This window comes from Massilia sp. 01N417 (genome assembly GCF_056399645.1).
In genome coordinates this window covers 212,553-233,043 of record NZ_JBFTRS010000006.1, presented here as the reverse complement: position 1 = coordinate 233,043, position 20,491 = coordinate 212,553, and the positions used below count along the sequence as shown (strand labels likewise).

The following is a 20,491-nucleotide window of genomic DNA, read 5'->3' as shown; positions in this document are numbered from 1 at the left end:
AGCTTCGTTCCCTGTTCAGTTGCCTTCTGATCCCACTGCAAATGTTTAGCTAGGATGAAAACCGATCACATGAACGAAATGCGAAAACACACTAAGCCCGTGCAGGCCGCGCTGCTGCGACTGAACGGCGATCAGCAAACGATGCTCGCCTCTTGGAAGGCTATGATCGGTGGCGGCGCCGCGCCGATGTTCCCCTTGGATTTGCTTGCGAGTGGCGCAGTCAAACGCGCCCTTAGCGCGTCTGCCGCAATGAAGCTTTTAATCGAATCGTGGAATATGGTCAGCGCGCGATCCCTGCTGCGGACTCACCTTGACACCTCGCTACGGTTTTCAGCCGCGTGGCTCGTGAAGAATCCGCACGAGTTCGCAACGCTTGTCATCTCGGGCAAACCTATCAACAAGCTTAAAGACCTCCAGGGCGAGCGGTTGACCGATGCGCGCTTGGTCCAGATTCGATCGAAAGACTACACTTGGCTGCCCGCTGTCTACGACAATCTATGCGGCTACGTCCACTTCTCGGCCTCGCACCTTTGCGATGCCGTGGAGTCGGTCCACGAGGACGGGACCATGGATCTATTGATCTCCGAGACGGACCTGAATTTCCCCGAATCTAGCTGGCTTGAAGTGATCGACTGTTTTCGAGAGGGCAGCGCAATGCTCGTGAAGTTTTTGGACGGCTACGCTCTCACTAAACGGCTGACACGAGAGCAACTTGAAGAAGGTCGCCGACAGATTTAATGCAGGTCGCCGCCCTAACCAGAGCGCCGTAGCGGCGCCTTGGAACGATCTTCAGACACATCGGCCCTGCCAGCCTAACTATACGTGTTCACTGCGGATAAAGATCCCGAATCCGCGCGAACGGATAGCCTGTTTCGGCGGCGCGCCTTATTTTTCGTTCGAGGGCTTCGCCAAGTGGAATGCCCCGATAAATGATGTCACACAGATTCAGGCCGTCCACGCAAACCAAACGCTAACTCTTTGCTTACCAAGCAGCAACTCCCTGGCTAAGCGATAGGTGTTGTCAAACGCTATCGCCCCTCTCCCCGCACAGCCCTAACGCGGTAAAATGGCAACCCCAAAGCCCGGCCCCCTGCCGGGCTTCCGATTGCCAAGCCATGAACGTCCCACACGAAATCAATGCCGCCGCGGCCAAGGCCCTTGCCACCGCCGAAAAACATACTCCGATGATGCAGCAGTACCTCCGGATCAAGGGAGAGTACCCGACCATGCTGGTTTTCTACCGCATGGGCGACTTCTACGAGCTGTTCTTCGAGGACGCCGAGAAGGCCGCGCGCATCCTGGGCATCACGCTGACGGCGCGCGGCAACTCGAACGGCAATCCGATCAAGATGGCGGGCGTGCCCTTCCACTCGCTCGATCCCTACCTGGCCAAGCTGGTCAAGCTGGGGGAGTCCTGCGCGATCTGCGAACAGATCGGCGATCCGGCGCTGTCCAAGGGTCCGGTCGAGCGCAAGGTGGTGCGCGTGGTGACGCCGGGCACCCTGACCGATTCGGACCTGCTGCCGGAAAAGGCCGAGCGCCCGCTGCTGTCCGTGTGCACGGTCCCGAACCGCAAGCAGGTGACCACCGGCCTGGCCTGGCTGTCGCTGGCCAGCGGCGCATTGAAGCTGATGGAGTTCACGGCGGATTCGAAGACCGCCGCCCTGCGCCTGGTGCAGGAACTGGAACGGATCGCGCCGGCCGAAGTGCTGCGCGCGGACACCCACGGCGGCGACATGTTCGAAGAGAGCACGATCGGCCACAACCAGCGCGTGCCCGAGTGGCATTTCGAAGTCGTGCACGGCCACAAGGCCCTGCTCGACCAGCTCGGCGTGTCGACCCTGAGCGGCTTCGGCGCGGACGGCCTCGGCGCCGCCTTCGGTGCGGCCGGCGCGCTGCTGCGCTACGCCCAGTCGACGCAGGGGCGCGGCCTGCAGCACGTGAAGAGCCTGGCCGTCGAATCGGAGAGCGAATTCATCGGCCTGGATGCCGCCACGCGCCGCAACCTGGAACTGACCGAGACCATCCGCGGCCTTGAGGCGCCTACCCTGTTCTCGCTGCTGGACGGCTGCCGCACCGCGATGGGCTCGCGCCTGCTGCGCCACTGGCTGCACCACGCGAAGCGCGACCAGTCGGTGGCGCGCGGCCGTCATGAAGCCATCGCCGCGCTGGCCGAACACGATGCCATGGCGGTCCTCTCGGGCACGCTGGCCCATGTGCCGGACGTCGAGCGCATCACCACCCGCATCGCCCTGCTGACCGCGCGCCCGCGCGACCTGGCCGCCCTGCGCGACGGCCTGAAACAGCTGCCGGTGCTGCGCGACCAGGTGGCGCGCTGCTTCATCCCTGGCGACTCGTGCCTGCTGCGCGACATTCATGAAGCCATCGCGATCCCCGAGGATTGCCTGGACCTGCTGGCGCGCGCCATCGCCGAGGAACCGGCCGCCATGGTGCGCGACGGCGGCGTGTTCGCGCGCGGCTTCGACGCCGAGCTGGACGAGCTGCGCGCGCTGTCCGAGAACGCCGGCCAGTTCCTGGTCGACCTCGAGACCCGCGAACGCGCCCGCACCGGCATCGCCAACCTGCGCGTCGAGTACAACAAGGTGCACGGCTTCTACATCGAGGTCACCAACGGCCAGGCCGACAAGGTGCCCGAGGACTACCGCCGCCGCCAGACCCTCAAGAACTGCGAGCGCTACATCACGCCGGAGCTGAAGGCCTTCGAAGACAAGGCCCTGTCGGCCCAGGACCGCGCCCTCTCGCGCGAGAAGCTGCTGTACGACCAGCTGCTCGGCGACCTCGCCCCGCACATCGTCTGCCTGCAGAAGGTTGCCGGCGGCATCGCCCAGGTCGACGCGCTGGTGGCGCTGGCTTCGCACGCGACGCGCAACAACTGGTGCCGTCCGCAGCTGGTGGACGCGCCTTGCCTGACCATCGTCGAGGGCCGCCATCCGGTGGTCGAGAACCAGATCGAGCGCTTCATCGCCAACGATTGCCGCCTGTCGAACGACAAGCGCCTGCTCCTGATTACCGGTCCGAACATGGGCGGCAAGTCGACCTTCATGCGCCAGGTCGCCCTCATCACGCTGCTCGCCTATGTGGGCAGCTATGTGCCCGCCACCAGCGCGACCATCGGCCCGATCGACCGCATCTTCACCCGCATCGGCGCCTCCGACGACCTGGCCAACGGCCGCTCCACCTTCATGGTCGAGATGACGGAATCGGCGGCGATCCTGAACGGCGCCACCGAGCATTCGCTGGTGCTGATGGACGAAGTCGGCCGCGGCACCTCGACCTTCGACGGCCTGGCCCTGGCCTGGGCGATCGCGCGCCACCTGATCGACCACAGCCGCAGCTTCACGCTGTTCGCGACCCACTACTTCGAGCTGACCCAGCTGCCCGAAGCCCATCCGAGCGCCGCCAACGTGCACCTGTCGGCGGTCGAGCACAAGGACAGCATCGTGTTCCTGCACGCGGTCCAGGACGGCCCTGCCTCGCAGAGCTACGGCCTGCAGGTGGCGCAACTGGCCGGCGTGCCGCCCGCGGTGATCCGCGCCGCGCGCAAGCACCTCGCGCGGCTGGAATCGCAGGCGCTGGACGCCACGCCCCAGCTCGACCTGTTCGCCGCGCCGCCTTGCGACGATGCCGATGCCGAGCCGGCGCCGGCCACCGCAGCGCCGGCCGTGGCGGCTGCCGCGCCGGCGGCCGAGGAGTCGCCCGCCCTGCTGCTGCTCGACACCATCGATCCGGATGCCCTGACCCCGCGCGAAGCGCTCGAGCGCCTGTACGAGCTCAAGCGCCTGGCCAGCGCATAATGCCCTCGACCGGTCCACGCGCGCGCCTGCGCCTCGGCATTCTGCTGGCCGCCTTGCTGGTCTCGGCCGGCGCGCTGGCGGCCAAGGAGCCGAAAGCGGCGAAACCCGCAAAGGAAGTCAAGACAGCGGAAGCCGAGGAGGCGCATACCTTCGCGGTGATCGGCCACAGCTTCGCCGACGGCTTCGAAGGACGCCTGAAGCAGGCCCTCGACCAGAGCGACGACAAGTCGAGCGCCTTCATGGTGGTCACCGGCATCAAGGGCGTGAAGGAAGCCTGCACCGACAAGGTCTACCAGCAGCGGCGCGAGCTGATCGGCGATGCGCGCCGTCCCGCCATCGTGGTGCCGGCCGCCAGCGACTGGACCGAGTGCCGCAACAGCGCCGGCCGCTCGAATGCGATCGAGCGCCTGAACCGGCTGCGCGAACTGTTCTACGGCGAGCCGAAAGCGCTGGGCGCGCGCAAGCTGCCGCTCACGCGCCAGTCGATGAGCCCGCGTTTCCGCAGCTATGCAGAGAATGCCCACTGGTCGGTCGGCAAGGTGCTGTACGCCACCCTCAACCTCCCGGCCAATAACAATCACTACCTGACGGAAGCGGGCCGCAATAGCGAATACGAAGACCGGCTGGTGGCCAACCGCTTCTGGCTGAACCGTCTGTTCACCATCGCCCGGCGCGACAAGGCGGAAGCCATCGTGCTGTTCAGCGAAGGCGACCTGAAAGCGCTGTCGCAGCCGACCGGCCTGCGCGCCCTGCTGCGCCGCGCCGTGCCGGACAACGACGGCTTTGCCGAGACGCGCCGCCAGGTGCTGGCGCTGGCGCAGAAATTCCCGGGCAAGGTATTGCTGGTCGACGGCGCGCCGCTGGCCAAGGGGGCGAAACCGGCCATCGAATGGCGCGGCAACCTGGGCCATCTATCGGTCGGGCATGACGAGATCGACGTCGCGGTGGAGCCGGGGACCAAGGCCCTGTTCAGGGTGAGCGAGCTGGAAGATGCCGGCGCGAAGGCCAGGCCGGAGAAGCAGGAAAAACAGGACGACGGGCGTCATCCCAAGGCGGTCAGGGAAGCAGGCAAGGATAGCGCCAGATAAGTGCTCGACTGAGCAGAAAAAAGTACGCAAATGAGCACGGACCGCGCGCTGCGGTCCGTTGCCTGGCCAGGCCGATCAGTTCAGCGGCTGGCTGCGGAAGTGGTCGCCTTCCTCGCCGTCGTCCATGTCGTCGTCATGGCCGTGGTGGCCGTGAGCGCCGTGCACATGGCCGTGGGCAATCTCTTCTTCGGTTGCGGCGCGCACGTCGATGACCGACAGGTCGAAGCGCAGGGCCATGCCGGCCAGCGGGTGATTACCGTCGAGCACGACCTTGTCGTCCGCGATTTCGGTGACGGTGAAGATGGTCGCTTCGTCTTCGCTGCCCTCGGCAACGCCTTCGAACTGCATGCCGACTTCGAGCGGCTCCGGCAGGCGCGAACGCTCTTCGACTTTCAGCAGGGTCGGGTCGTAGTCGCCGAAGGCGTCCTCCGGCTCGATTTGGATGGTCGACGAGTAGCCCACTTCCTTGCCGTCCAGTTCCTCTTCGATCTTCGGCAGCGTGTTCTCGTAGCCGCCGTGCAGGTACACCATCGGCTGGGCACCGTCTTCGATCAGGTTGTTCTGGGCGTCGGACAGCTTGTAGTTGACCGATACTACCGTGTTCTGGGCAATCTTCATTGCGCTTCCTTTCGTGGATAAGGCTCGGATTATAACCCTCTCGGCGCCGAAGCCTTCCGATGGCTGGTTATAATGTCGCATGAAAAAATTACAGCTCCTCGGGAACATAACTCCCGCCCAGTTTCTTCGCGATTACTGGCACAAGAAGCCGCTGCTGATCCGTCAGGCCATCCCCGGTTTCAAACCCCTGCTCAAATTCGACAAGCTGGCCGAGCTGGCCAAGCTCAACCATGTCGAATCGCGCCTCGTCACCCAGACCGGCAAGCAATGGGACATGCAGCACGGCCCGCTCCAGGAACTGCCGCCGCGCAGCGAGCGCGAGTGGACCATGCTGGTCCAGGGCATCAACCTGCACGATCCGAAAGCCGACGAACTCCTGCGCGAATTCCGCTTCGTGCCGGACGCGCGCCTGGACGACCTGATGGTCAGCTTCGCCACCGACGGCGGCGGCGTGGGTCCCCACTTCGATTCCTACGACGTGTTCCTGCTGCAAGCCCAGGGCCGGCGCCGCTGGCGCATCGGCGCCCAGCAGGACCTGAGCCTGGTCGAAGGCCTGCCGCTGAAGATCCTCGCCAACTTCGAGCCGGAAGAAGAGTTCGTGCTCGAGCCGGGCGACATGCTCTACCTGCCGCCGCACTATGCCCACGACGGCGTGGCCGAGGGCGAGTGCATGACCTATTCGATCGGCTTCCGCTCGCCGTCCTTCCAGGAACTGGGCGAAGCCTTCCTGCAGTTCATGGCCGACTCGATCGACCTGCCGGGCCGCTACGCCGATCCGGATCTGCAGCCGGCCAGGAATCCGGCCGAGATCCCGAAGGACATGCTCACCAGCATCACCGAAGAACTGAACAAGGTGCGCTGGGACGAGGAAGACGTCACCATCTTCCTGGGCGAACACCTGTCCGAGCCCAAGCACAATGTGTTCTTCACGCCGGTCGCCAAGCCGCTGACCGTGGGCCGCTTCATGGAACAGGCCGCCAAGCGCGGGCTGAAGCTGTCTGCCAAGACCCTGATGCTCTACCGCGGCAAGCACGTCTTCATCAACGGCGAATCGTTTGAGCTCAAGCGTGCGGACAGGGCCGTGCTCGAGCAGCTGGCCAACCAGCGCGGCCTCGACGGCGCGATGCTGGACCAGGCGTCCGACGACGTGCTGGAAGCGCTCTACACCTGGTATTCGGACGGCTGGCTGGAACTGGGTTGAAGGCGTAGACTGGGCACATGGACATCCTGCGCTTCGACACCCGTGCCGAGTTCCAGCGGCTGCTGGCCGCGGTGCTGGAGCGGGCGCAGGCCTCGCTCGACATGTTCGATCCGGATTTCTCGCTATTCCTGCTGGGCGATCCGGATGTCGACACCACCCTGCGCCGCTTCTTCCTGGGCGGCGGCCGGTTGCGCCTGGCGATGCATGACAGTGCGTACACCGAGCGCCACTATCCGCGCTTCCTGCGCCTGCTGCGCGACCATGGCCACCGTATCGAATGCCGGCTCACCGGGCGCGGCATCCGCCAGCTCACGGACTCCTTCTGCATCGCGGACGGCGTGCATCTCGTGCGGCGCTTTCACAGCGATCATTTACGGGGCGAAGCGGCGTTTGATGCGCCGCAAGAAACCGAAATCCCGCGCGAGCGTTTCGCGACAATCTGGGAAGAATCGCAGCCGGGCTTGAGCCCGTCCACGACCGGGCTGTGAGCCGGTTTTCCCTATGAAACAAGACCTGCACATTCGTGTTACAAGTTGATACAATATGAACGTTGTTGTTACCTCTAAACGTGCCATCCTGGCATGAGTTTTCTATTGCGATTCAGTAAATTTGGCTATAATATCGGGTTAGGAAGATTCCGTATCGAAATTCCTAACGAGCGATAATTACCGGTAATTATTCATCGCACTAGATGTACCTTACCTTTTGAATTTACTAAGGAAAAATCATGAAAAAATCTCTGCTGATCGTGTCCCTGCTGGCTGTTGCTCTGGCTGCTTGCAGCAAGAAAGAAGAAGCTCCTGCTGCTGCTCCGGCACCGGCTGCTGAAGCCACCGCTCCGGCTGCTGCTCCGGCCGCTCCGGCTGACGCTGCTGCAACCCCGGCTGCTCCGGCCGCTGCTGACGCTGCCGCTTCGGCTGCTTCGGCTGCTGCTTCGGCCGCTTCGGCTGCTGCTGACGCTGCTGCCGCTGCTGCTGCTCCGGCTGCTTCGAAGTAATTCTGAATTGCTTCAAAAAAGACCGGCCTGCGGGCCGGTTTTTTTACGCCTGTTGATTTTGGAACGTCGTTCCCGCGCAGGCGGGAACCCAAGGTATGTTTGCAGACCATTTAATAGGAATTGAACAGGTACGCGACTAAACTTGGATTCCCGTCTGCGCGGGAATGACGTTTTGGACGTCAACAATAAAAAACCGGCCAGCAGGCCGGTTTTTCTTTGGGCGCAAACCCGATTACTTCAGCTCATCCACCAGCAGCTTCAGGATCTTGGCGCCGGTTTCCGAGGTCTCCGGCTTGCCGTCGTGGCTCTGGACGGTGATGTCGGTGGTCGTCGCGTTCGGGACTGCCGAGACCAGCACGCGGTAGCGCTGGGCTTCCTTGTTCTTGTCTTCGCTGCCGAACAGCTTGCTGAAGAAGCCTTCCTTGCCGGCCTTGTCCGGATCAACGTAGCGCACGAAGTAGATGCCCTGCACGCGGTCGCGGTCTTCGACGGTAAAGCCGACGCGGTCGAGTGCCAGGCCGACACGGCGCCATGCGCGGTCGAAACCTTCGTCGACGACGACCTTGCCGTTTTCCAGCTTGGCGTGCTGGGCTTCCGGCGCGGCGTTGGCGACGGCTTCGGTGGCCTGCTTGACTTCCGCCGGCTTGAGCTGGCCGGTCAGCTGGGCCATCAAGCGGCCCAGGAATTCGGCTTCCAGGCCCGGATCGCTCGGACGCGAAGTCCAGGTCGTGCTTTCCTTCTGCGGACCGACCAGCACTTCCTCGGCGCCGCGGTGGCTGATGTAGATTTCGGTCGAGCCGTCCGGACGGCGCTCCAGGCGGGTGCGGTACTTGTCGCGCTCGCCGGTCGAGTAGGCCGAATCGAAGACCTTGCCGATGGTGCGGCGAATGATGTCTTGCGGGATCTTGGCGCGGTTCTCGGCCCAGTTGGTCTCCATGATGCCGGTCTGGAGGTTCTCGGATTCCACCGTGAAGCCGACGCTCGGCCAGAAGGCCTGGAGCTGCGGCCACAGCTGTTCCGGGGTCTCCTTGACCACCAGCCAGCGCTGGCTGCCGGCGCGCTCGATGCGTACGGCATCGGTCGAGACCGGACCCACGGCGCCGCTCGCAGCTGCCGGGCCGGCGGCCGGGGTGCCGCGCGCCTGCTGGAAGCCGGAAGCGGTGGCAATGCCGCGGCCGTCAGGCACGGCGTAGCGGTTGTCCTTCTGGAGTTGGGTCAGATCGGGCGGGATGTCCAGCGGTGCGGCTTTCTTGGCCGAGCGGTAGTCCACTTTATCCGATTCGAACACGGTCGTGCAGGCGGCCAGGCTGAGCGCCACGGTGGCCAGGGCGACGGTGCGGGCTGCGTGGTGAGTCTTGAACTTGCGATTCATCATGTCGTTCTGAGTCTGAAGCTATCAAAGGACGCCGGAGTCGCGCAACGCGGCGCGCACGGTGTCGTGGTATTGCGCGGACAGCGGCGCCAGCGGCAAACGCAGGCCCGCCGGCATCTTGCCCATTTCAGCCAGCGCCCATTTGACCGGGACCGGATTCGGTTCTACAAACAGCTTGCTGTGCAGCGACAGCACGCGGTTATTGATTTCCACGGCACGGGCAACCTGCCCCGCCATCGCCGCCTCGCACAGTTCGTGCATGGCGCGCGGTGCGACGTTGGCCGTCACCGAGATATTGCCGGCGCCGCCCATCAGCATCAGCGCCATCGCGGTCGGATCGTCGCCCGAATACACGCCGAACGGCTTGCCGCCGGCGAAGGAGCGATCGAGTTCGCGCAGCAGCTCGGCTCCGCGGCCGATGTTGCCGGTCGCATCCTTGATGCCGACGATGTTCTCGATCGGCGCCAGGCGCAGCACGGTCTCGTTGCTCATGTCCGCCACGGTACGGCCCGGCACGTTGTACAGGATCACCGGCAGGTCGACCGCTTCCGCGATCGCCTTGAAGTGCCGGTACATGCCTTCCTGGGTCGGACGGTTGTAGTACGGAACCACCTGCAGCGAGGCGTCGGCGCCGACGGCCTTGGCATGGCGGGTCAGTGCGATCGCTTCGGCGGTCGAGTTACCGCCCGAACCGGCGATCACCGGAATACGGCCAGCGACGTGCTCGACCGTCAGCTTGATCAGTTCGCAGTGCTCTTCCGGGCTGACGGTGGCGGATTCGCCGGTCGTGCCGACGATGACGATGCCGTCCGTACCCTCCGCAACATGCCAGTCGATCAGTTTTCGGAGGCTGTCTTTGTCCAGACTGCCATCTTCAAACATCGGAGTGACGATTGCTACTATGCTGCCCTTAATCATAATCAGTGGACCGTGCCGTTAATAAATAAAAATTCGATTGTACTGGATAGCCCGCGGTTATGGTTCATTACACCTTAGATAAATGACCTTACTTACCGGACATTTACAGCTCAGTTACAAATTACCAGGAACCAGGCTTGCCCTGCCGGGATCGAAGCCCGGCCCCACCGCGCACAGGCGCTGAACGCGCGCAGGTTTCGGCGCGTCGATGACGCCATCCTCGTAAGCCACCACGCGCAGACCGCCGCGCGCGGCCAGCTCCAGCAGCTCGCCCGGATTCAGCAGGAAGTCCGGGTTCGACGGCTTGCCGAAGATTTCGTTCCCGCAGGCGAAAGTTTCGTAGATCAGCACCCCATCCGGCGCCAGCGCCGCGGCGATATCGCCGAACAGCGGGCGGTGCAGGTAGTTGGTGACGACGAGTCCCGCCAGGCTGCCCGGCGCGATGGGCCAGACCGCGCCGGGCGCTTCCAAATCGTGCCGCAGGGTCGCGATGCCCTGCCCTGCCGCCGCGGCCAGGGCCTCGGCATCGCGGTCGAGGGCGGTCACGGCATGCCCGAGGCCGGCAAACAGGCGGGCATGGCGGCCGCTGCCGCAGGCCAGGTCGAGCACCTGTCCCTTCGGTACCAGCGGCGCCCAGCGCGCTACCCAGGCGGAAACGTCAAGCATCCGCTCAACCATACGACAGGCCCATCGCTTCGCGCACGTCGCGCATGGTTTCCTGGGCCAGCTTGCGCGCCTTTTCGCAGCCGTCGGCGACGATGGCGCGCACCAGCGAAGGATCGTCCAGGTATTGCTGGGCGCGCTCGTGCATCGGCGCCTGCTCGGCCAGCACGGCTTCCACCACCGGCTGCTTGCACTCCAGGCAGCCGATGCCGGCGCTGGTGCAGCCCTTCATGACCCAGTCCTTGGTATCGCCGTCCGAATAGACTTCGTGCAGCTGCCACACCGGGCACTTGAACGGATCGCCGGCGTCGCTCCTGCGCACGCGCGCGGGGTCGGTCGGCATCGTACGGATCTTCTTCGTGACGGAGGCCGGATCCTCGCGCAGCGAGATCGAATTGCCGTAGCTCTTGCTCATCTTGCGGCCGTCCAGGCCCGGCAGGCGCGAGGCCTCGGTCAGCTTGACCTGGGGCTCGACCAGGATGATCTTGTGACTGCCTTCGAGGTAGCCGAACAGGCGCTCGCGGTCGATGTTCGACAGGCTGCCGGCATCGACCAGCATGGCCTGCGCCTGTTCCAGGGCGGCGGCGTCGCCTTCCTGGCGGTAGGCGGTGCGCAGCTCGGTGTAGAGCCTGGCGCGCTTGCTGCCCAGCTTTTTCACGGCATCCAGCGCCTTCTGCTCGAAGCCCGGCTCCTTGCCGTACAGGTGGTTGAAGCGCCGCGCAATCTCTCGCATCATCTCGACGTGCGGGACCTGGTCCTCGCCCACCGGCACCTGGGTCGCGCGGTAGATCAGCACGTCGGCCGCCTGCAGCAGCGGATAGCCGAGGAAGCCGTAGGTGGCGAGGTCGCGGTCGGCCAGGTTCTCGATCTGGTCTTTATAAGTCGGCACGCGCTCCAGCCAGCCCAGCGGCGTGGCCATCGACAGCAGCAGGTGCAGCTCGGCGTGCTCGGGCACGCGCGACTGGATGAAGATGGTGGCCTGGGACGGATCGATGCCGGCCGCGAGCCAGTCGATCACCATGTCCCAGGTGCTCTTCTCGATGATGCTCGGGTCGTCGTAGTGCGTGGTCAGGGCATGCCAGTCGGCCACGAAGAACAGGCAAGGCAGTTCGGACTGCATGCGGATCCAGTTCTTCAGGGCTCCATGGTAATGGCCGAGGTGCATGAGCCCCGTCGGGCGCATGCCGGAAACGACACGGTCGGGAAACATGGGCTTAGCCGAGAACGAGGTTCAGCGGATAGACGATCACCTGCAGCAGCAGGTTCGCCACCGCCATGATCGGCACCACCCAGTATGCCAGCAGCTTCAGCAGCATCAGGCCCAGCAGGATGAAGAAGCCGTAGGGCTCGATCTTCGCGTATTTATAGGCCAGCTTGTTCGGCAGCAGGCTGAAGACGATGCGGCCGCCGTCCATCGGCGGGATCGGCAGCAGGTTGAAGGCCAGCAGCACCAGGTTGGTGAGGACACCTGCCTTGGCAACCCGGTTCGGGAAGGGTTCGCTGACGCCGAAGTACTCGAGGAAGATCCCGAGCAGCAGCCACAGCAGCGCCATGCCGAAGTTGGCGGCGGTGCCGGCCAGCGCCACGAAGGCCATGTCGCGCTTCGGGTTGCGCAGGCGGCCGTAGTCGATCGGCAGCGGCTTGGCATAGCCGAAGGCAAAGCCGGAGACCAGGTACAGCATGATCGGCAGGATCACGGTACCGAAGGGATCGATGTGCGCCAGCGGGTTGGTGGTAACGCGTCCGGCAGCGAACGGCGTCATGTCTCCAAAGTATTTTGCGGCATACGCCTGGGCGGCGTTGTGCATCGTGATCGCAAAAAGAACGGGCAGTGCATAGACTGCGAGGTTGCGTATGAGTTCATCCATAAAGGAGATTCTAACAGACCCCGCGGCCGGGCCAGCCTTGGCGCTTGCCCGGCTACAAGCCGAAGACCGCCGGATCGCCGCGGCCTTCGCGCAGCAGGACCGGTTCACTGCCGGTCAGGTCGACGATGGTGGTGGGCAACAGCAGGCCGGCGCCGCCGTCGATGATGAGGTCGAGCTGCTTGCCGAGACGCTCCCTCACCTCTTCCGGATCGGACAGCATGTGGTCGTCCCCGGGCAGCTGCAGGGTGGTGCCGATCAGCGGCTCGCCCTGCTCTTCCAGCAGGGCCAGCAGGATCGCGCTCTCGGGCACGCGGATGCCGATCGTCTTGCGCGACGGATGCGACAGGCGGCGCGGCACTTCGTGGGTGGCGTCCAGGATCAGCGTGTAAGGGCCGGGCGTGACCGCCTTCAGCAGGCGGTACTGGCGGTTGTCGACACGCGCATAGGTCGAGATTTCGGACAGGTCGCGCACCAGCAGGGTCAGGTGGTGCTTCTCATCGACACCGCGGATGCGGCGCAGCTTCTCGACCGCGCCCTTGTCGTCGAGGCGGCAGACCAGGGCATAGGCCGAGTCGGTCGGGACCGCGACGATGCCGCCCGACTGGATGATCTGGGCGGCCTGGCGGATCAGGCGCGGCTGCGGGTTTTCCGGATGGATCTCGAAGAATTGGCTCATCGTGCAAACCCCGGCTGTTGCAGGGTTTGCAGGGCCGCGATCCGCTCTTCCATCGGCGGGTGGGTGGCGAACAGGGCGCCCCAGCCACCGCCTTCGCCTGCAATGCCGGACGCCGCCATCGACTGCGGCAGGCCGCCGGCGTGGATGCCGCCCAGGCGCATCAGCGCATGCTGCATCGGCAGCGGGCTGTTCAACAGACGGGCCGAGCCGGCGTCCGCGCGGAACTCGCGCTGGCGCGAGAACCAGGCCACGATGATGGAGGCGACCAGGCCGAACACGATCTGGCACACGAACACGGTAATGGCATAGCCGATGCCGGGACCGCGGTCGGTGTCGCCCCGCCGCAGCATGCTGTCGACGAAGAAGCCGACCACCCGCGCCAGGAACACGACGAAGGTGTTGACCACGCCCTGGATCAGGGTCAGCGTGACCATGTCGCCATTCGCCACGTGGGCGATCTCGTGGCCGAGCACGGCCTCGATCTCTTCGTGGTTCATGCTGGCCAGCAGGCCGGTGGACACCGCCACCAGCGAGGAATTCTTGAAGGCGCCGGTGGCGAAGGCGTTCGGCTCGCCGTCGTACACGGCCACTTCCGGCATCGCGATGCCGGCGCGCTCGGCCAGCGAACGCACGGTGCTCAGCAGCCAGGCCTCGGTGCCGTTGCCCGGCTGTTCGATCACGCGCGCGCCGGTGCTCCACTTGGCCATCGGCTTGCTCATCAGGAGCGAGATGATCGAGCCCGTGAAGCCGACCACCAGCGAGAATACCGCCAGCGCGCCGACGTTGAGACCGCCCGGCCCCACCGTGCGCCCGACGCCGAGGACGTTGAGCACGATGGTCAGCACGAGCACCACCGCAAGATTGGTGGCCAGGAACAGGATGACTCTTTTCATGAAGTACAGCCTCCTCTCAGAACCAGTCGTGCCACACCGGGGTCAGGCCCGCCGGCAGCGGCGCCAGCTTGTCGAATTCGACCCGCGCCTCGCCCGGCGCATGGAAATCGGTGCCGCGCGACGCCAGGAAGCCGTAGCGGCGCGCGGTTTCCGCATAGGTTTCGTACTGGTCCGGCGTGTGGCTGCCGGTGACGACTTCGATCGCATTGCCGCCCAGCTGCTTGAACTCGTCGAACAGCGCGCCCTCGGCCAGCTGCGTGAAACGGTAGCGGCCCGGGTGGGCGATCACGGGAATGCCGCCGGCCTTGCGGATCCAGCCGACCGCGTCGGCCAGGCTGGCCCAGCGGTGCGGCACATAGCCGGGCCTGCCTTCGGTCAGGTATTTGCGGAACACCTCGGAGGTGCTGCCGCAGGCGCCGATCTCGACCAGGTAGCGCGCGAAATGGGTACGCGACAGCAGGTCCGGATTGCCGACGTACTTCAGCGCGCCCTCGTAGGCATTCGGAATGCCGGCCTGCTCGAGCTGCGCCGCGATCTCGCGGCCGCGCGCGTCGCGCCCGTGGCGGGTCGCCGCCAGGCCCTGCACCAGCGCGGGCTCGTCCTCGTTCACCTGCAGGCCGACCACGTGCACGGTCTCGCCGCCCCAGGTGACGGAAATCTCGACACCCGGCACGAAGCGCATGCCGAGCTCGCCTGCAGCCTGGCGCGCCGCCTTGATGCCGCCAACCTCGTCGTGGTCGGTCAGCGCCCAGACGTCGACCCCGCCCTTGCGGGCATAGGCCGCGACGGCAGCCGGTGCGAGTACGCCGTCGGAGACATTGGAATGGCAGTGGAGATCGACTTTCAGCATGTCCCCATTGTACCTGCATCCCATCGAGCGCGAGGATGCGTCGTGGGCACGGGGTGCCCCCCCTACCGATACATGTAGGGTGGGCACACTGTGCCCACGCGTAAGGTCACGCGGCGAGGAATTCTTCGATCATGCGCGCCAGCATCTCGGGCTGGTCATGATGCAGCATATGCCCCGCATCCGGCATCATGCGCGGCGTCACCTTCGCCAGATGGCCCATGCGGCGCTCGACTTCGCTGCGCGCCTCCTCCTTCGGTCCCATCCACAGCCACATATTCGTGTGTTCGGCCTCGACCCACAGCACCGGCGCGGTGACGCGGCGCCAGCAGGCCAGCACTTCCTCGATGCGGTACAGCAGCGGGCCGCGCATCTTGTGGGCCGGGTCGCCCAGGATTTCCCATTGGCCGTCCGCGTTCTGCGCGGCCCAGTGCGGCGCCAGGAAGGCGGCGCGCTCCGCCGGCAGGCGCGGATTGGTTTTCCGCAGGCGCGACGCCACTTCCTCGAGGCTGGCGTAGGGACGCATGGCCGGCGGCGCCTTGAGTTCGTCCAGCCAGGCGGCGTAGCGGCCCGGCGCCGATTCCGGCCGGGTCGCCGCCAGGCCGAAGCCTTCCAGGTTGATCAGGCGCGCCACCCGCTCCGGCCGGATGCCGGCATACACGCTGACGATGTTGCCGCCCATGCTGTGGCCCAGCAGGTTCACCGCCTCGCCCGGCGCGTAATGGTCGAGGATGGCGTCGAGATCGGCAAAGTAATCCGGGAACCAGTAGGTGTCCGTGCCCGGGCGCGCAGTCAGGCCGAAGCCGCGCCAGTCGTGGGCGATCACGTGCCAGTCGCCCTGCAGGGCGTCCACCACGAACTGGAAGGAAGCCGACATGTCCATCCAGCCATGCGCCATGAAGAGCTTGGGCGCGCCTTCCCGGCCCCAATGCCGGACGTGGGTGCGCAGACCGCGGATGGTGAGGAATTCGGAACGCGAAGGAGTCATGGCTAGCCTGCTTGAATGGTGGAAAATAGAACGACCGTTCGGATTATATGCCGAAAGCTTGATTTGCCGCTCACCGCCCCCATCTCTGCCCCTTGCCGGACGACAGCTGGCGCGAGGGCGTAAAATAGCGGTATTACAACCCCTTTACTCTTCTGCGAGCACATCCATGGCAATTTACCAGCTGGGCGAGCATGCGCCCGAGATCGACGCTTCGAGCTATATCGCCGATTCGGCCAACCTGATCGGCAAGGTGACGATCGAAGCGAAAGCATCGGTCTGGGACGGGGTGACGATTCGCGGCGACAACGAGCGCATCACGGTCGGCGAAAACAGCAATGTGCAGGAAGGCACGGTGATGCATACCGATATGGGCTATCCGCTCACGCTCGGCAAGAACGTCACCGTGGGCCACCAGGCCATGCTGCACGGCTGCACCGTCGGCGACGGCTCGCTGATCGGCATTCAGGCTGTGATCCTGAATGGCGCCAGAATCGGCAAGGGTTGCCTGGTCGGTGCGGGCGCCCTGGTCACCGAAGGGAAGGAATTCCCGGATCACTCGCTGATCCTCGGGACCCCGGCCAAGGTAGTGCGTACCCTCACGGAAGAAGACCTGCTCCGCCTGCAAGGCAATGCCGCCAGCTATGTCGAACGCGGCCAGCGCTTCAAGGCGGAGCTCAAGAAAATCGGATAAAGAATGACGACTGATACCAGCAAGGACATCCTGCAAAAATTCATCTTCGACAACGCCGCCGTGCGCGGCGAGCTGGTCGAGGTTTCCAAGGCCTGGGCCGAGATCCAGTCGCGCCACACCTACCCGAAGGCAGTGAAGAGCCTGCTGGGCGAGATGGTCGCCGCCGCCGCGCTGCTGTCGGCCAACCTGAAGTTCAACGGCTCGATCGTGATGCAGATCTTTGGCGACGGCCCGGTCAAGCTGCTGGTGGTCGAGTGCGACGCCGAGCTGCACCTGCGCGCCACTGCCAAGCTGAGCCCGGGCGCCGTGGTGCCGGACGATGCCTCGGTTACCGAACTGCTGAACGTGGGCGGCCAGGGCCGCTTCGTGATCACGCTCGACCCGAAGGACAAGGTGCCGGGCCAGCAGCCCTACCAGGGCGTGGTGCCGCTGCACGGCGAGGACATCGCCACCGTGATCGAGAACTACATGCTGCGCTCGGAACAGATGGACACCAAGCTGTGGCTGGCGGCCGACGATAACGTCGCACGCGGCCTGCTGCTGCAGAAGCTGCCGCGCAACAGCGAGGTCGAAGGCCAGGTGGCCCAGGCGACCGAGGAAGAAGACATCGAGACCTGGAACCGCGCGCTGGCCCTGGGCGGCACCCTGAAGCAGGAGGAGCTGCTGAGCGTCGACGTCGAAACCCTGTTGAAGCGCCTGTTCTGGGAAGAGACGATCCGCGTGTTCGATCCGCTGCACCCGGAATTCCACTGCAGCTGCTCGCGCGAAAAGGTCGGCAACATGCTGAAGATGCTGGGCAAGGAAGAAGTCGATTCGGCCCTGCACGACCTCGGCCAGCTGGCCATCAACTGCGACTTCTGCGGCAAGCACTACGAGTTCGACGCGGTCGACTGCGCCCAGCTGTTCGCGGCCGACACCACGGCCGACGCGATCGCGCCGGCCTCCGGTGTGAAGCACTGAAAAGGTCCGCATGCGCGACACGCCCCGCTCCGCCTTCCCGCATTTTTGCGAGATCGCTACCCGCTGGATGGACAACGACGTCTACGGCCACGTCAACAACGTCCATTACTACAGCTACTTCGATACGGCGGTGAACCGCTTCCTGATCGAACGGGGCGTGCTCGACATTTATGGCGGCAAGACGGTCGGTTTCGTGGTCGAGACCGGCTGCTCCTACTTCCGCTCGATCGCCTTCCCGGACACCGTGCACGTGGGCGTGCGGGTGGCCAAGCTGGGCAACTCCAGCGTGCGCTACGAGATCGGCCTCTACCGCAACGACGACGAGCTGCCGGCGGCGGCCGGGCATTTCGTGCACGTCTATGTGGATCGGGAGAGCAACCGGCCGGTGCCGATTCCGGACGGAACCAGGGCCTTGCTGCAAACGCTCACGTAGGGTGGGCACTCCGTGCCCACGCGTAACGCTTGCATGCCGCATACGTCACGCGTGGGCTCGGAGAGCCCACCCTACGCATGCATATCCGTTTGTTGTTGCACTGACACATACATAATCCCCATACTTGGCAGCAACCCATCCCAAGGAGCTGCCATGCCATCCCTGCGCCACCTCGTCCTGCCCGCCCTGCTCGCGGGCCTGTCCCTGTCGTCCCAGGCCGCCGTCCACCAGGTCGACGTCGGCACGCCGCTGCCGCGCTTCGACCTGCTCAAGCCCGGCACCCACCACTATCTGCGCTACGTCAGAACGCCTGACGGCGCCAACACGCCGGTGGACATCTGGGCGCGCGAAGTGCGTTTCGACGAGCGCGACGGCAAGCGGCAACTGCACATCGTGCAGCGCTGGGACGGCGCGGCCGCCGCGCCGACCTCGCCAGGCTATGTCAGGAAGCTCGACTCCTGGTTCGACACCTCCACCTTCCGTCCGCTGAGCCATGTGCGCATTACCGAGAAGGACGGCAAGAAGGTCGTCGAAGGCTTCGTGTTCGCGCCCGACCACGTGAGCGGCATGCAGGACCTGGCCGAAAACACGCAGAAGGCGCTGTCGGTCGCGTCGAGCGAGCCGACCTTCAACTTCGAGACCGACATCGAATTCCTGCAGGCGCTGCCGCTGGCCGAGGGCTATGAAGCCAGCATCAACTTTTATCACCCGGGCGGCCCGGCGCCGAAGCGCTACAGCTTCAAGGTGGCGGGCTCCGAGCGCATTGCCGGACCGGGCGGCCCGATCGACTGCTGGGTGGTGACGACCGACGACGGCACCCCGGGCGCCGATGCGAAATTCTGGTTCGCCAAGGGCAGCCAGGTGATGGTGCGCCAGGAAAGCGCGCCGCGTGACGGCAAGGTGATGGTCAAGGCCCTGATCGACTAGGAAGCGGAAAGCGGTGTATCGGAATTCCCTGAATCAAGAACGTGGTTCCGGACAAGTTGAGCAACATCAATTGGTTTGAATCAACAGTGAGGTCCAATGACGCCCAGTGTACGAACCCGTGCACACGGTGCCGGGACAATGTCGCTTTTTTACAAAGGCGACATTGCCCCGGTCAGTCGAATCCGTCGTTTTTGGAGATCAGGATGAATAAAGCAGCAGTCAAGGACACTTCGCATATTTTGCTCTCGCAGTCACTGCACGGCGCCGCCCCGCTGCCGCGCAAGGTCGTCGCCCGCTACCCGATCGCGACCATCGGCTCGCGCACCAGCCGCGGCGGCCAGGTAGTACTGGCATCGAACGACCAGGTCGCCGACGATTACCGCATCGCCTGCGTCGGCGACCGCGTGCGCTACCCGGACGGCAGCGAAAGCGTGATCACCTCGGGCGCCGGCCACGCATCGACCTTCGCCAACCGCCCGATCGCCCTGGTCGGCAGCCATGTCGCCAACGGCGACCGCATCGTCGCCCGCGCCCAGAGCATCGGCGAGATCGTCGTCCTCGAAGGCGAGCCGGTGCCCGGCCTGCTGGAACCCGGCTACGTGCCGCCGCTGGCGGGCAGCGCCGCCTGACCGGCTCTCGGGCTGCCGTCGCCGCAGCGGCGGCCGGCAGCTCAGGCCGGATTCGCCTTCCTGCTGATCTCGGCAAAGGTGACGATGTCGAGCGCGCCGGAGAACTCGATCACGTCGCCGCTCTTCACGCGCTCCGGATCGATCCTGAGGACCTTGCAGTTGCCGACGGTGGCGTCGGCCACCGATTTGCCGTCGATAAGGATGTCGCCGCCGGCGTCGAGGAAGCAGGCCTTGATGGCGTCATGCTTGTCGCGCTTGAGGTGACGCAGGCGCTGGTTGAAGTAGGAGATCTTTCCAAGCAAAGTATCGATCTGCTGCGAGGCCTTGCCGAGGTCGGCGTAGCGGATGCGCTGGCCGGCGCCGACGCGCAGCGAAAAATACAGGTACAGGGGCTTGGTGGTCGGCTCCCTGAACATGATGCTCCCCTCCTCCGTATACGCGGCCTCGAGGTCGGGCGGCACGAAATAGCCGCCGCGGCGCACCGGCACCGTCACGTCGACCGAGCGGCTGACGATGGCCACGCCCCACTTCTTGGGCAGATAGGCGTCCTGTTCGACGTCGGACATCGACGGATAGCGCGCCCGCACCAGGACGTCGACCAGCCGCGGTTCCGGCGGCTGGTAGGACTGCAGCAGTCGGAAGCTGTCGATGAAGGGACGGTAGGGCAGCTCCCCGAATTTCCTCGATTCCTTGATCGTGACCGTGAACGCGGGCTTGGCCTCGGCCTCGGGCGCAGGCGCTTGCGCGGATGGCTCATGCTCCTGGGGCGCGCCCAGGGCCATGCCTTGGGCGGCGCCCAGGCAGGCCAGGATGGCGCACACGAGACGGGGAAGCGTCCAGACGGGGACGAAATGCAAAAGGTCTCCTAAGCAATTGGCTTAAAAGAAACTATTGTATTTTAGAATGA

The 20,491-nt window shown here is 64.9% G+C and carries 22 protein-coding genes; 11 read left to right on the top strand and 11 right to left on the bottom strand.

Going from position 1 to position 20,491, the window contains the following annotated elements:
• The first annotated feature begins 54 nt into the window (after positions 1-54).
• The 3 genes from AC1DOQ_RS09370 (at position 55) to AC1DOQ_RS09360 (ending at position 4,903) form a co-directional block, all read left to right on the top strand.
• A complete protein-coding gene (locus tag AC1DOQ_RS09370) occupies positions 55-738 on the top strand; it encodes a hypothetical protein (RefSeq protein WP_477362456.1) in 684 nt (227 codons plus the stop codon).
• 377 nt (positions 739-1,115) lie between these two features.
• Positions 1,116-3,815 (top strand): DNA mismatch repair protein MutS, encoded by a 2,700-nt coding sequence (mutS, locus tag AC1DOQ_RS09365; RefSeq protein WP_477362454.1) that lies wholly within the window; start codon positions 1,116-1,118, stop codon positions 3,813-3,815.
• On the top strand, positions 3,815-4,903 hold the full coding sequence (locus AC1DOQ_RS09360) for a hypothetical protein (protein WP_477362452.1): 1,089 nt from the start codon (positions 3,815-3,817) through the stop codon (positions 4,901-4,903). Before mutS ends, AC1DOQ_RS09360 begins: the two co-directional genes overlap by 1 nt.
• A 75-nt stretch (positions 4,904-4,978) precedes the next feature.
• Here AC1DOQ_RS09360 and AC1DOQ_RS09355 read toward each other — a convergent pair whose 3' ends face one another.
• On the bottom strand, positions 4,979-5,521 hold the full coding sequence (locus AC1DOQ_RS09355; RefSeq protein WP_477362450.1) for an FKBP-type peptidyl-prolyl cis-trans isomerase: 543 nt from the start codon (positions 5,519-5,521) through the stop codon (positions 4,979-4,981).
• Between the two features lie 79 nt (positions 5,522-5,600).
• Here AC1DOQ_RS09355 and AC1DOQ_RS09350 point away from each other — a divergent pair, with 79 nt between their 5' ends.
• The 3 genes from AC1DOQ_RS09350 (at position 5,601) to AC1DOQ_RS09340 (ending at position 7,719) form a co-directional block, all read left to right on the top strand.
• Entirely contained in the window at positions 5,601-6,722 is a 1,122-nt protein-coding gene (locus tag AC1DOQ_RS09350; protein ID WP_477362448.1) for a ribosomal protein uL16 3-hydroxylase, read from the top strand.
• Positions 6,723-6,739: 17 nt separating this feature from the next.
• Complete coding sequence (locus AC1DOQ_RS09345) at positions 6,740-7,210, top strand: DUF7931 domain-containing protein (protein ID WP_477362446.1); 471 nt, start codon at positions 6,740-6,742, stop codon at positions 7,208-7,210.
• Positions 7,211-7,449: 239 nt separating this feature from the next.
• On the top strand, positions 7,450-7,719 hold the full coding sequence (locus tag AC1DOQ_RS09340) for a hypothetical protein (protein ID WP_477326051.1): 270 nt from the start codon (positions 7,450-7,452) through the stop codon (positions 7,717-7,719).
• Between the two features lie 232 nt (positions 7,720-7,951).
• Here AC1DOQ_RS09340 and bamC read toward each other — a convergent pair whose 3' ends face one another.
• The 9 genes from bamC to AC1DOQ_RS09295 all read right to left on the bottom strand — a co-directional run bounded on the left by bamC (position 7,952) and on the right by AC1DOQ_RS09295 (position 15,944).
• Positions 7,952-9,091 (bottom strand): outer membrane protein assembly factor BamC, encoded by a 1,140-nt coding sequence (gene bamC, locus AC1DOQ_RS09335; RefSeq protein WP_477362540.1) that lies wholly within the window; start codon positions 9,089-9,091, stop codon positions 7,952-7,954.
• Between the two features lie 24 nt (positions 9,092-9,115).
• Positions 9,116-10,009, bottom strand: a complete 894-nt coding sequence (gene dapA / locus AC1DOQ_RS09330) for a 4-hydroxy-tetrahydrodipicolinate synthase (protein ID WP_477362445.1) — start codon at positions 10,007-10,009, stop codon at positions 9,116-9,118.
• A 114-nt stretch (positions 10,010-10,123) separates the two neighbouring features.
• Complete coding sequence (locus AC1DOQ_RS09325) at positions 10,124-10,675, bottom strand: class I SAM-dependent methyltransferase (protein ID WP_477362443.1); 552 nt, start codon at positions 10,673-10,675, stop codon at positions 10,124-10,126.
• Between the two features lie 4 nt (positions 10,676-10,679).
• The gene (locus AC1DOQ_RS09320) at positions 10,680-11,882 is read right to left on the bottom strand and encodes a tryptophan--tRNA ligase (RefSeq protein ID WP_477362441.1); all 1,203 of its coding nucleotides are present in this window, start codon (positions 11,880-11,882) and stop codon (positions 10,680-10,682) included.
• Positions 11,883-11,886: 4 nt separating this feature from the next.
• On the bottom strand, positions 11,887-12,540 hold the full coding sequence (locus tag AC1DOQ_RS09315) for a site-2 protease family protein (RefSeq protein WP_477362439.1): 654 nt from the start codon (positions 12,538-12,540) through the stop codon (positions 11,887-11,889).
• A 52-nt stretch (positions 12,541-12,592) separates the two neighbouring features.
• Positions 12,593-13,216: an L-threonylcarbamoyladenylate synthase gene (locus tag AC1DOQ_RS09310; RefSeq protein WP_477362437.1), complete on the bottom strand. Its 624-nt coding sequence runs from the start codon at positions 13,214-13,216 to the stop codon at positions 12,593-12,595.
• On the bottom strand, positions 13,213-14,109 hold the full coding sequence (htpX, locus tag AC1DOQ_RS09305) for a protease HtpX (protein ID WP_477362435.1): 897 nt from the start codon (positions 14,107-14,109) through the stop codon (positions 13,213-13,215). The genes AC1DOQ_RS09310 and htpX overlap by 4 nt, the downstream gene beginning before the upstream one ends.
• A gap of 16 nt (positions 14,110-14,125) precedes the next feature.
• A complete protein-coding gene (locus AC1DOQ_RS09300; RefSeq protein WP_477362433.1) occupies positions 14,126-14,959 on the bottom strand; it encodes a 3',5'-nucleoside bisphosphate phosphatase in 834 nt (277 codons plus the stop codon).
• A gap of 106 nt (positions 14,960-15,065) precedes the next feature.
• Positions 15,066-15,944: an alpha/beta fold hydrolase gene (locus AC1DOQ_RS09295; RefSeq protein ID WP_477362431.1), complete on the bottom strand. Its 879-nt coding sequence runs from the start codon at positions 15,942-15,944 to the stop codon at positions 15,066-15,068.
• A gap of 166 nt (positions 15,945-16,110) precedes the next feature.
• On the opposite strand from AC1DOQ_RS09295, the gene AC1DOQ_RS09290 reads away from it, so the two are divergent.
• The 5 genes from AC1DOQ_RS09290 (at position 16,111) to AC1DOQ_RS09270 (ending at position 19,584) form a co-directional block, all read left to right on the top strand.
• Complete coding sequence (locus AC1DOQ_RS09290) at positions 16,111-16,635, top strand: gamma carbonic anhydrase family protein (protein ID WP_477362429.1); 525 nt, start codon at positions 16,111-16,113, stop codon at positions 16,633-16,635.
• A 3-nt stretch (positions 16,636-16,638) separates the two neighbouring features.
• The gene (gene hslO, locus AC1DOQ_RS09285; RefSeq protein ID WP_477362427.1) at positions 16,639-17,595 is read left to right on the top strand and encodes an Hsp33 family molecular chaperone HslO; all 957 of its coding nucleotides are present in this window, start codon (positions 16,639-16,641) and stop codon (positions 17,593-17,595) included.
• A 10-nt stretch (positions 17,596-17,605) separates the two neighbouring features.
• Positions 17,606-18,028, top strand: coding sequence for an acyl-CoA thioesterase (locus AC1DOQ_RS09280; protein ID WP_477362425.1), 423 nt, complete (start codon positions 17,606-17,608; stop codon positions 18,026-18,028).
• A gap of 153 nt (positions 18,029-18,181) precedes the next feature.
• Complete coding sequence (locus tag AC1DOQ_RS09275) at positions 18,182-18,955, top strand: DUF3108 domain-containing protein (protein ID WP_477362423.1); 774 nt, start codon at positions 18,182-18,184, stop codon at positions 18,953-18,955.
• A gap of 203 nt (positions 18,956-19,158) precedes the next feature.
• Positions 19,159-19,584, top strand: a complete 426-nt coding sequence (locus tag AC1DOQ_RS09270) for a PAAR domain-containing protein (RefSeq protein ID WP_477362421.1) — start codon at positions 19,159-19,161, stop codon at positions 19,582-19,584.
• A gap of 41 nt (positions 19,585-19,625) precedes the next feature.
• On the opposite strand, the gene AC1DOQ_RS09265 is transcribed toward AC1DOQ_RS09270, so the two are convergent.
• Complete coding sequence (locus tag AC1DOQ_RS09265) at positions 19,626-20,441, bottom strand: hypothetical protein (protein WP_477362419.1); 816 nt, start codon at positions 20,439-20,441, stop codon at positions 19,626-19,628.
• Between the last annotated feature and the right edge of the window lie 50 nt (positions 20,442-20,491).

Coding starts and splice junctions, on each gene's coding strand:
- AC1DOQ_RS09280 (WP_477362425.1), top strand. CDS start 17,606: ATGCGCGACACGCCCCGCTCCGCCTTCCCGCATTTTTGCGAGATCGCT.
- AC1DOQ_RS09310 (WP_477362437.1), bottom strand. CDS start 13,216: ATGAGCCAATTCTTCGAGATCCATCCGGAAAACCCGCAGCCGCGCCTG.
- AC1DOQ_RS09315 (WP_477362439.1), bottom strand. CDS start 12,540: ATGGATGAACTCATACGCAACCTCGCAGTCTATGCACTGCCCGTTCTT.
- htpX (WP_477362435.1), bottom strand. CDS start 14,109: ATGAAAAGAGTCATCCTGTTCCTGGCCACCAATCTTGCGGTGGTGCTC.
- AC1DOQ_RS09290 (WP_477362429.1), top strand. CDS start 16,111: ATGGCAATTTACCAGCTGGGCGAGCATGCGCCCGAGATCGACGCTTCG.
- AC1DOQ_RS09370 (WP_477362456.1), top strand. CDS start 55: ATGAAAACCGATCACATGAACGAAATGCGAAAACACACTAAGCCCGTG.
- AC1DOQ_RS09355 (WP_477362450.1), bottom strand. CDS start 5,521: ATGAAGATTGCCCAGAACACGGTAGTATCGGTCAACTACAAGCTGTCC.
- AC1DOQ_RS09345 (WP_477362446.1), top strand. CDS start 6,740: ATGGACATCCTGCGCTTCGACACCCGTGCCGAGTTCCAGCGGCTGCTG.
- mutS (WP_477362454.1), top strand. CDS start 1,116: ATGAACGTCCCACACGAAATCAATGCCGCCGCGGCCAAGGCCCTTGCC.
- AC1DOQ_RS09325 (WP_477362443.1), bottom strand. CDS start 10,675: ATGCTTGACGTTTCCGCCTGGGTAGCGCGCTGGGCGCCGCTGGTACCG.
- AC1DOQ_RS09340 (WP_477326051.1), top strand. CDS start 7,450: ATGAAAAAATCTCTGCTGATCGTGTCCCTGCTGGCTGTTGCTCTGGCT.
- AC1DOQ_RS09275 (WP_477362423.1), top strand. CDS start 18,182: ATGCCATCCCTGCGCCACCTCGTCCTGCCCGCCCTGCTCGCGGGCCTG.
- bamC (WP_477362540.1), bottom strand. CDS start 9,091: ATGAATCGCAAGTTCAAGACTCACCACGCAGCCCGCACCGTCGCCCTG.
- AC1DOQ_RS09320 (WP_477362441.1), bottom strand. CDS start 11,882: ATGTTTCCCGACCGTGTCGTTTCCGGCATGCGCCCGACGGGGCTCATG.
- AC1DOQ_RS09300 (WP_477362433.1), bottom strand. CDS start 14,959: ATGCTGAAAGTCGATCTCCACTGCCATTCCAATGTCTCCGACGGCGTA.
- AC1DOQ_RS09295 (WP_477362431.1), bottom strand. CDS start 15,944: ATGACTCCTTCGCGTTCCGAATTCCTCACCATCCGCGGTCTGCGCACC.
- AC1DOQ_RS09350 (WP_477362448.1), top strand. CDS start 5,601: ATGAAAAAATTACAGCTCCTCGGGAACATAACTCCCGCCCAGTTTCTT.
- AC1DOQ_RS09270 (WP_477362421.1), top strand. CDS start 19,159: ATGAATAAAGCAGCAGTCAAGGACACTTCGCATATTTTGCTCTCGCAG.
- dapA (WP_477362445.1), bottom strand. CDS start 10,009: ATGATTAAGGGCAGCATAGTAGCAATCGTCACTCCGATGTTTGAAGAT.
- hslO (WP_477362427.1), top strand. CDS start 16,639: ATGACGACTGATACCAGCAAGGACATCCTGCAAAAATTCATCTTCGAC.
- AC1DOQ_RS09360 (WP_477362452.1), top strand. CDS start 3,815: ATGCCCTCGACCGGTCCACGCGCGCGCCTGCGCCTCGGCATTCTGCTG.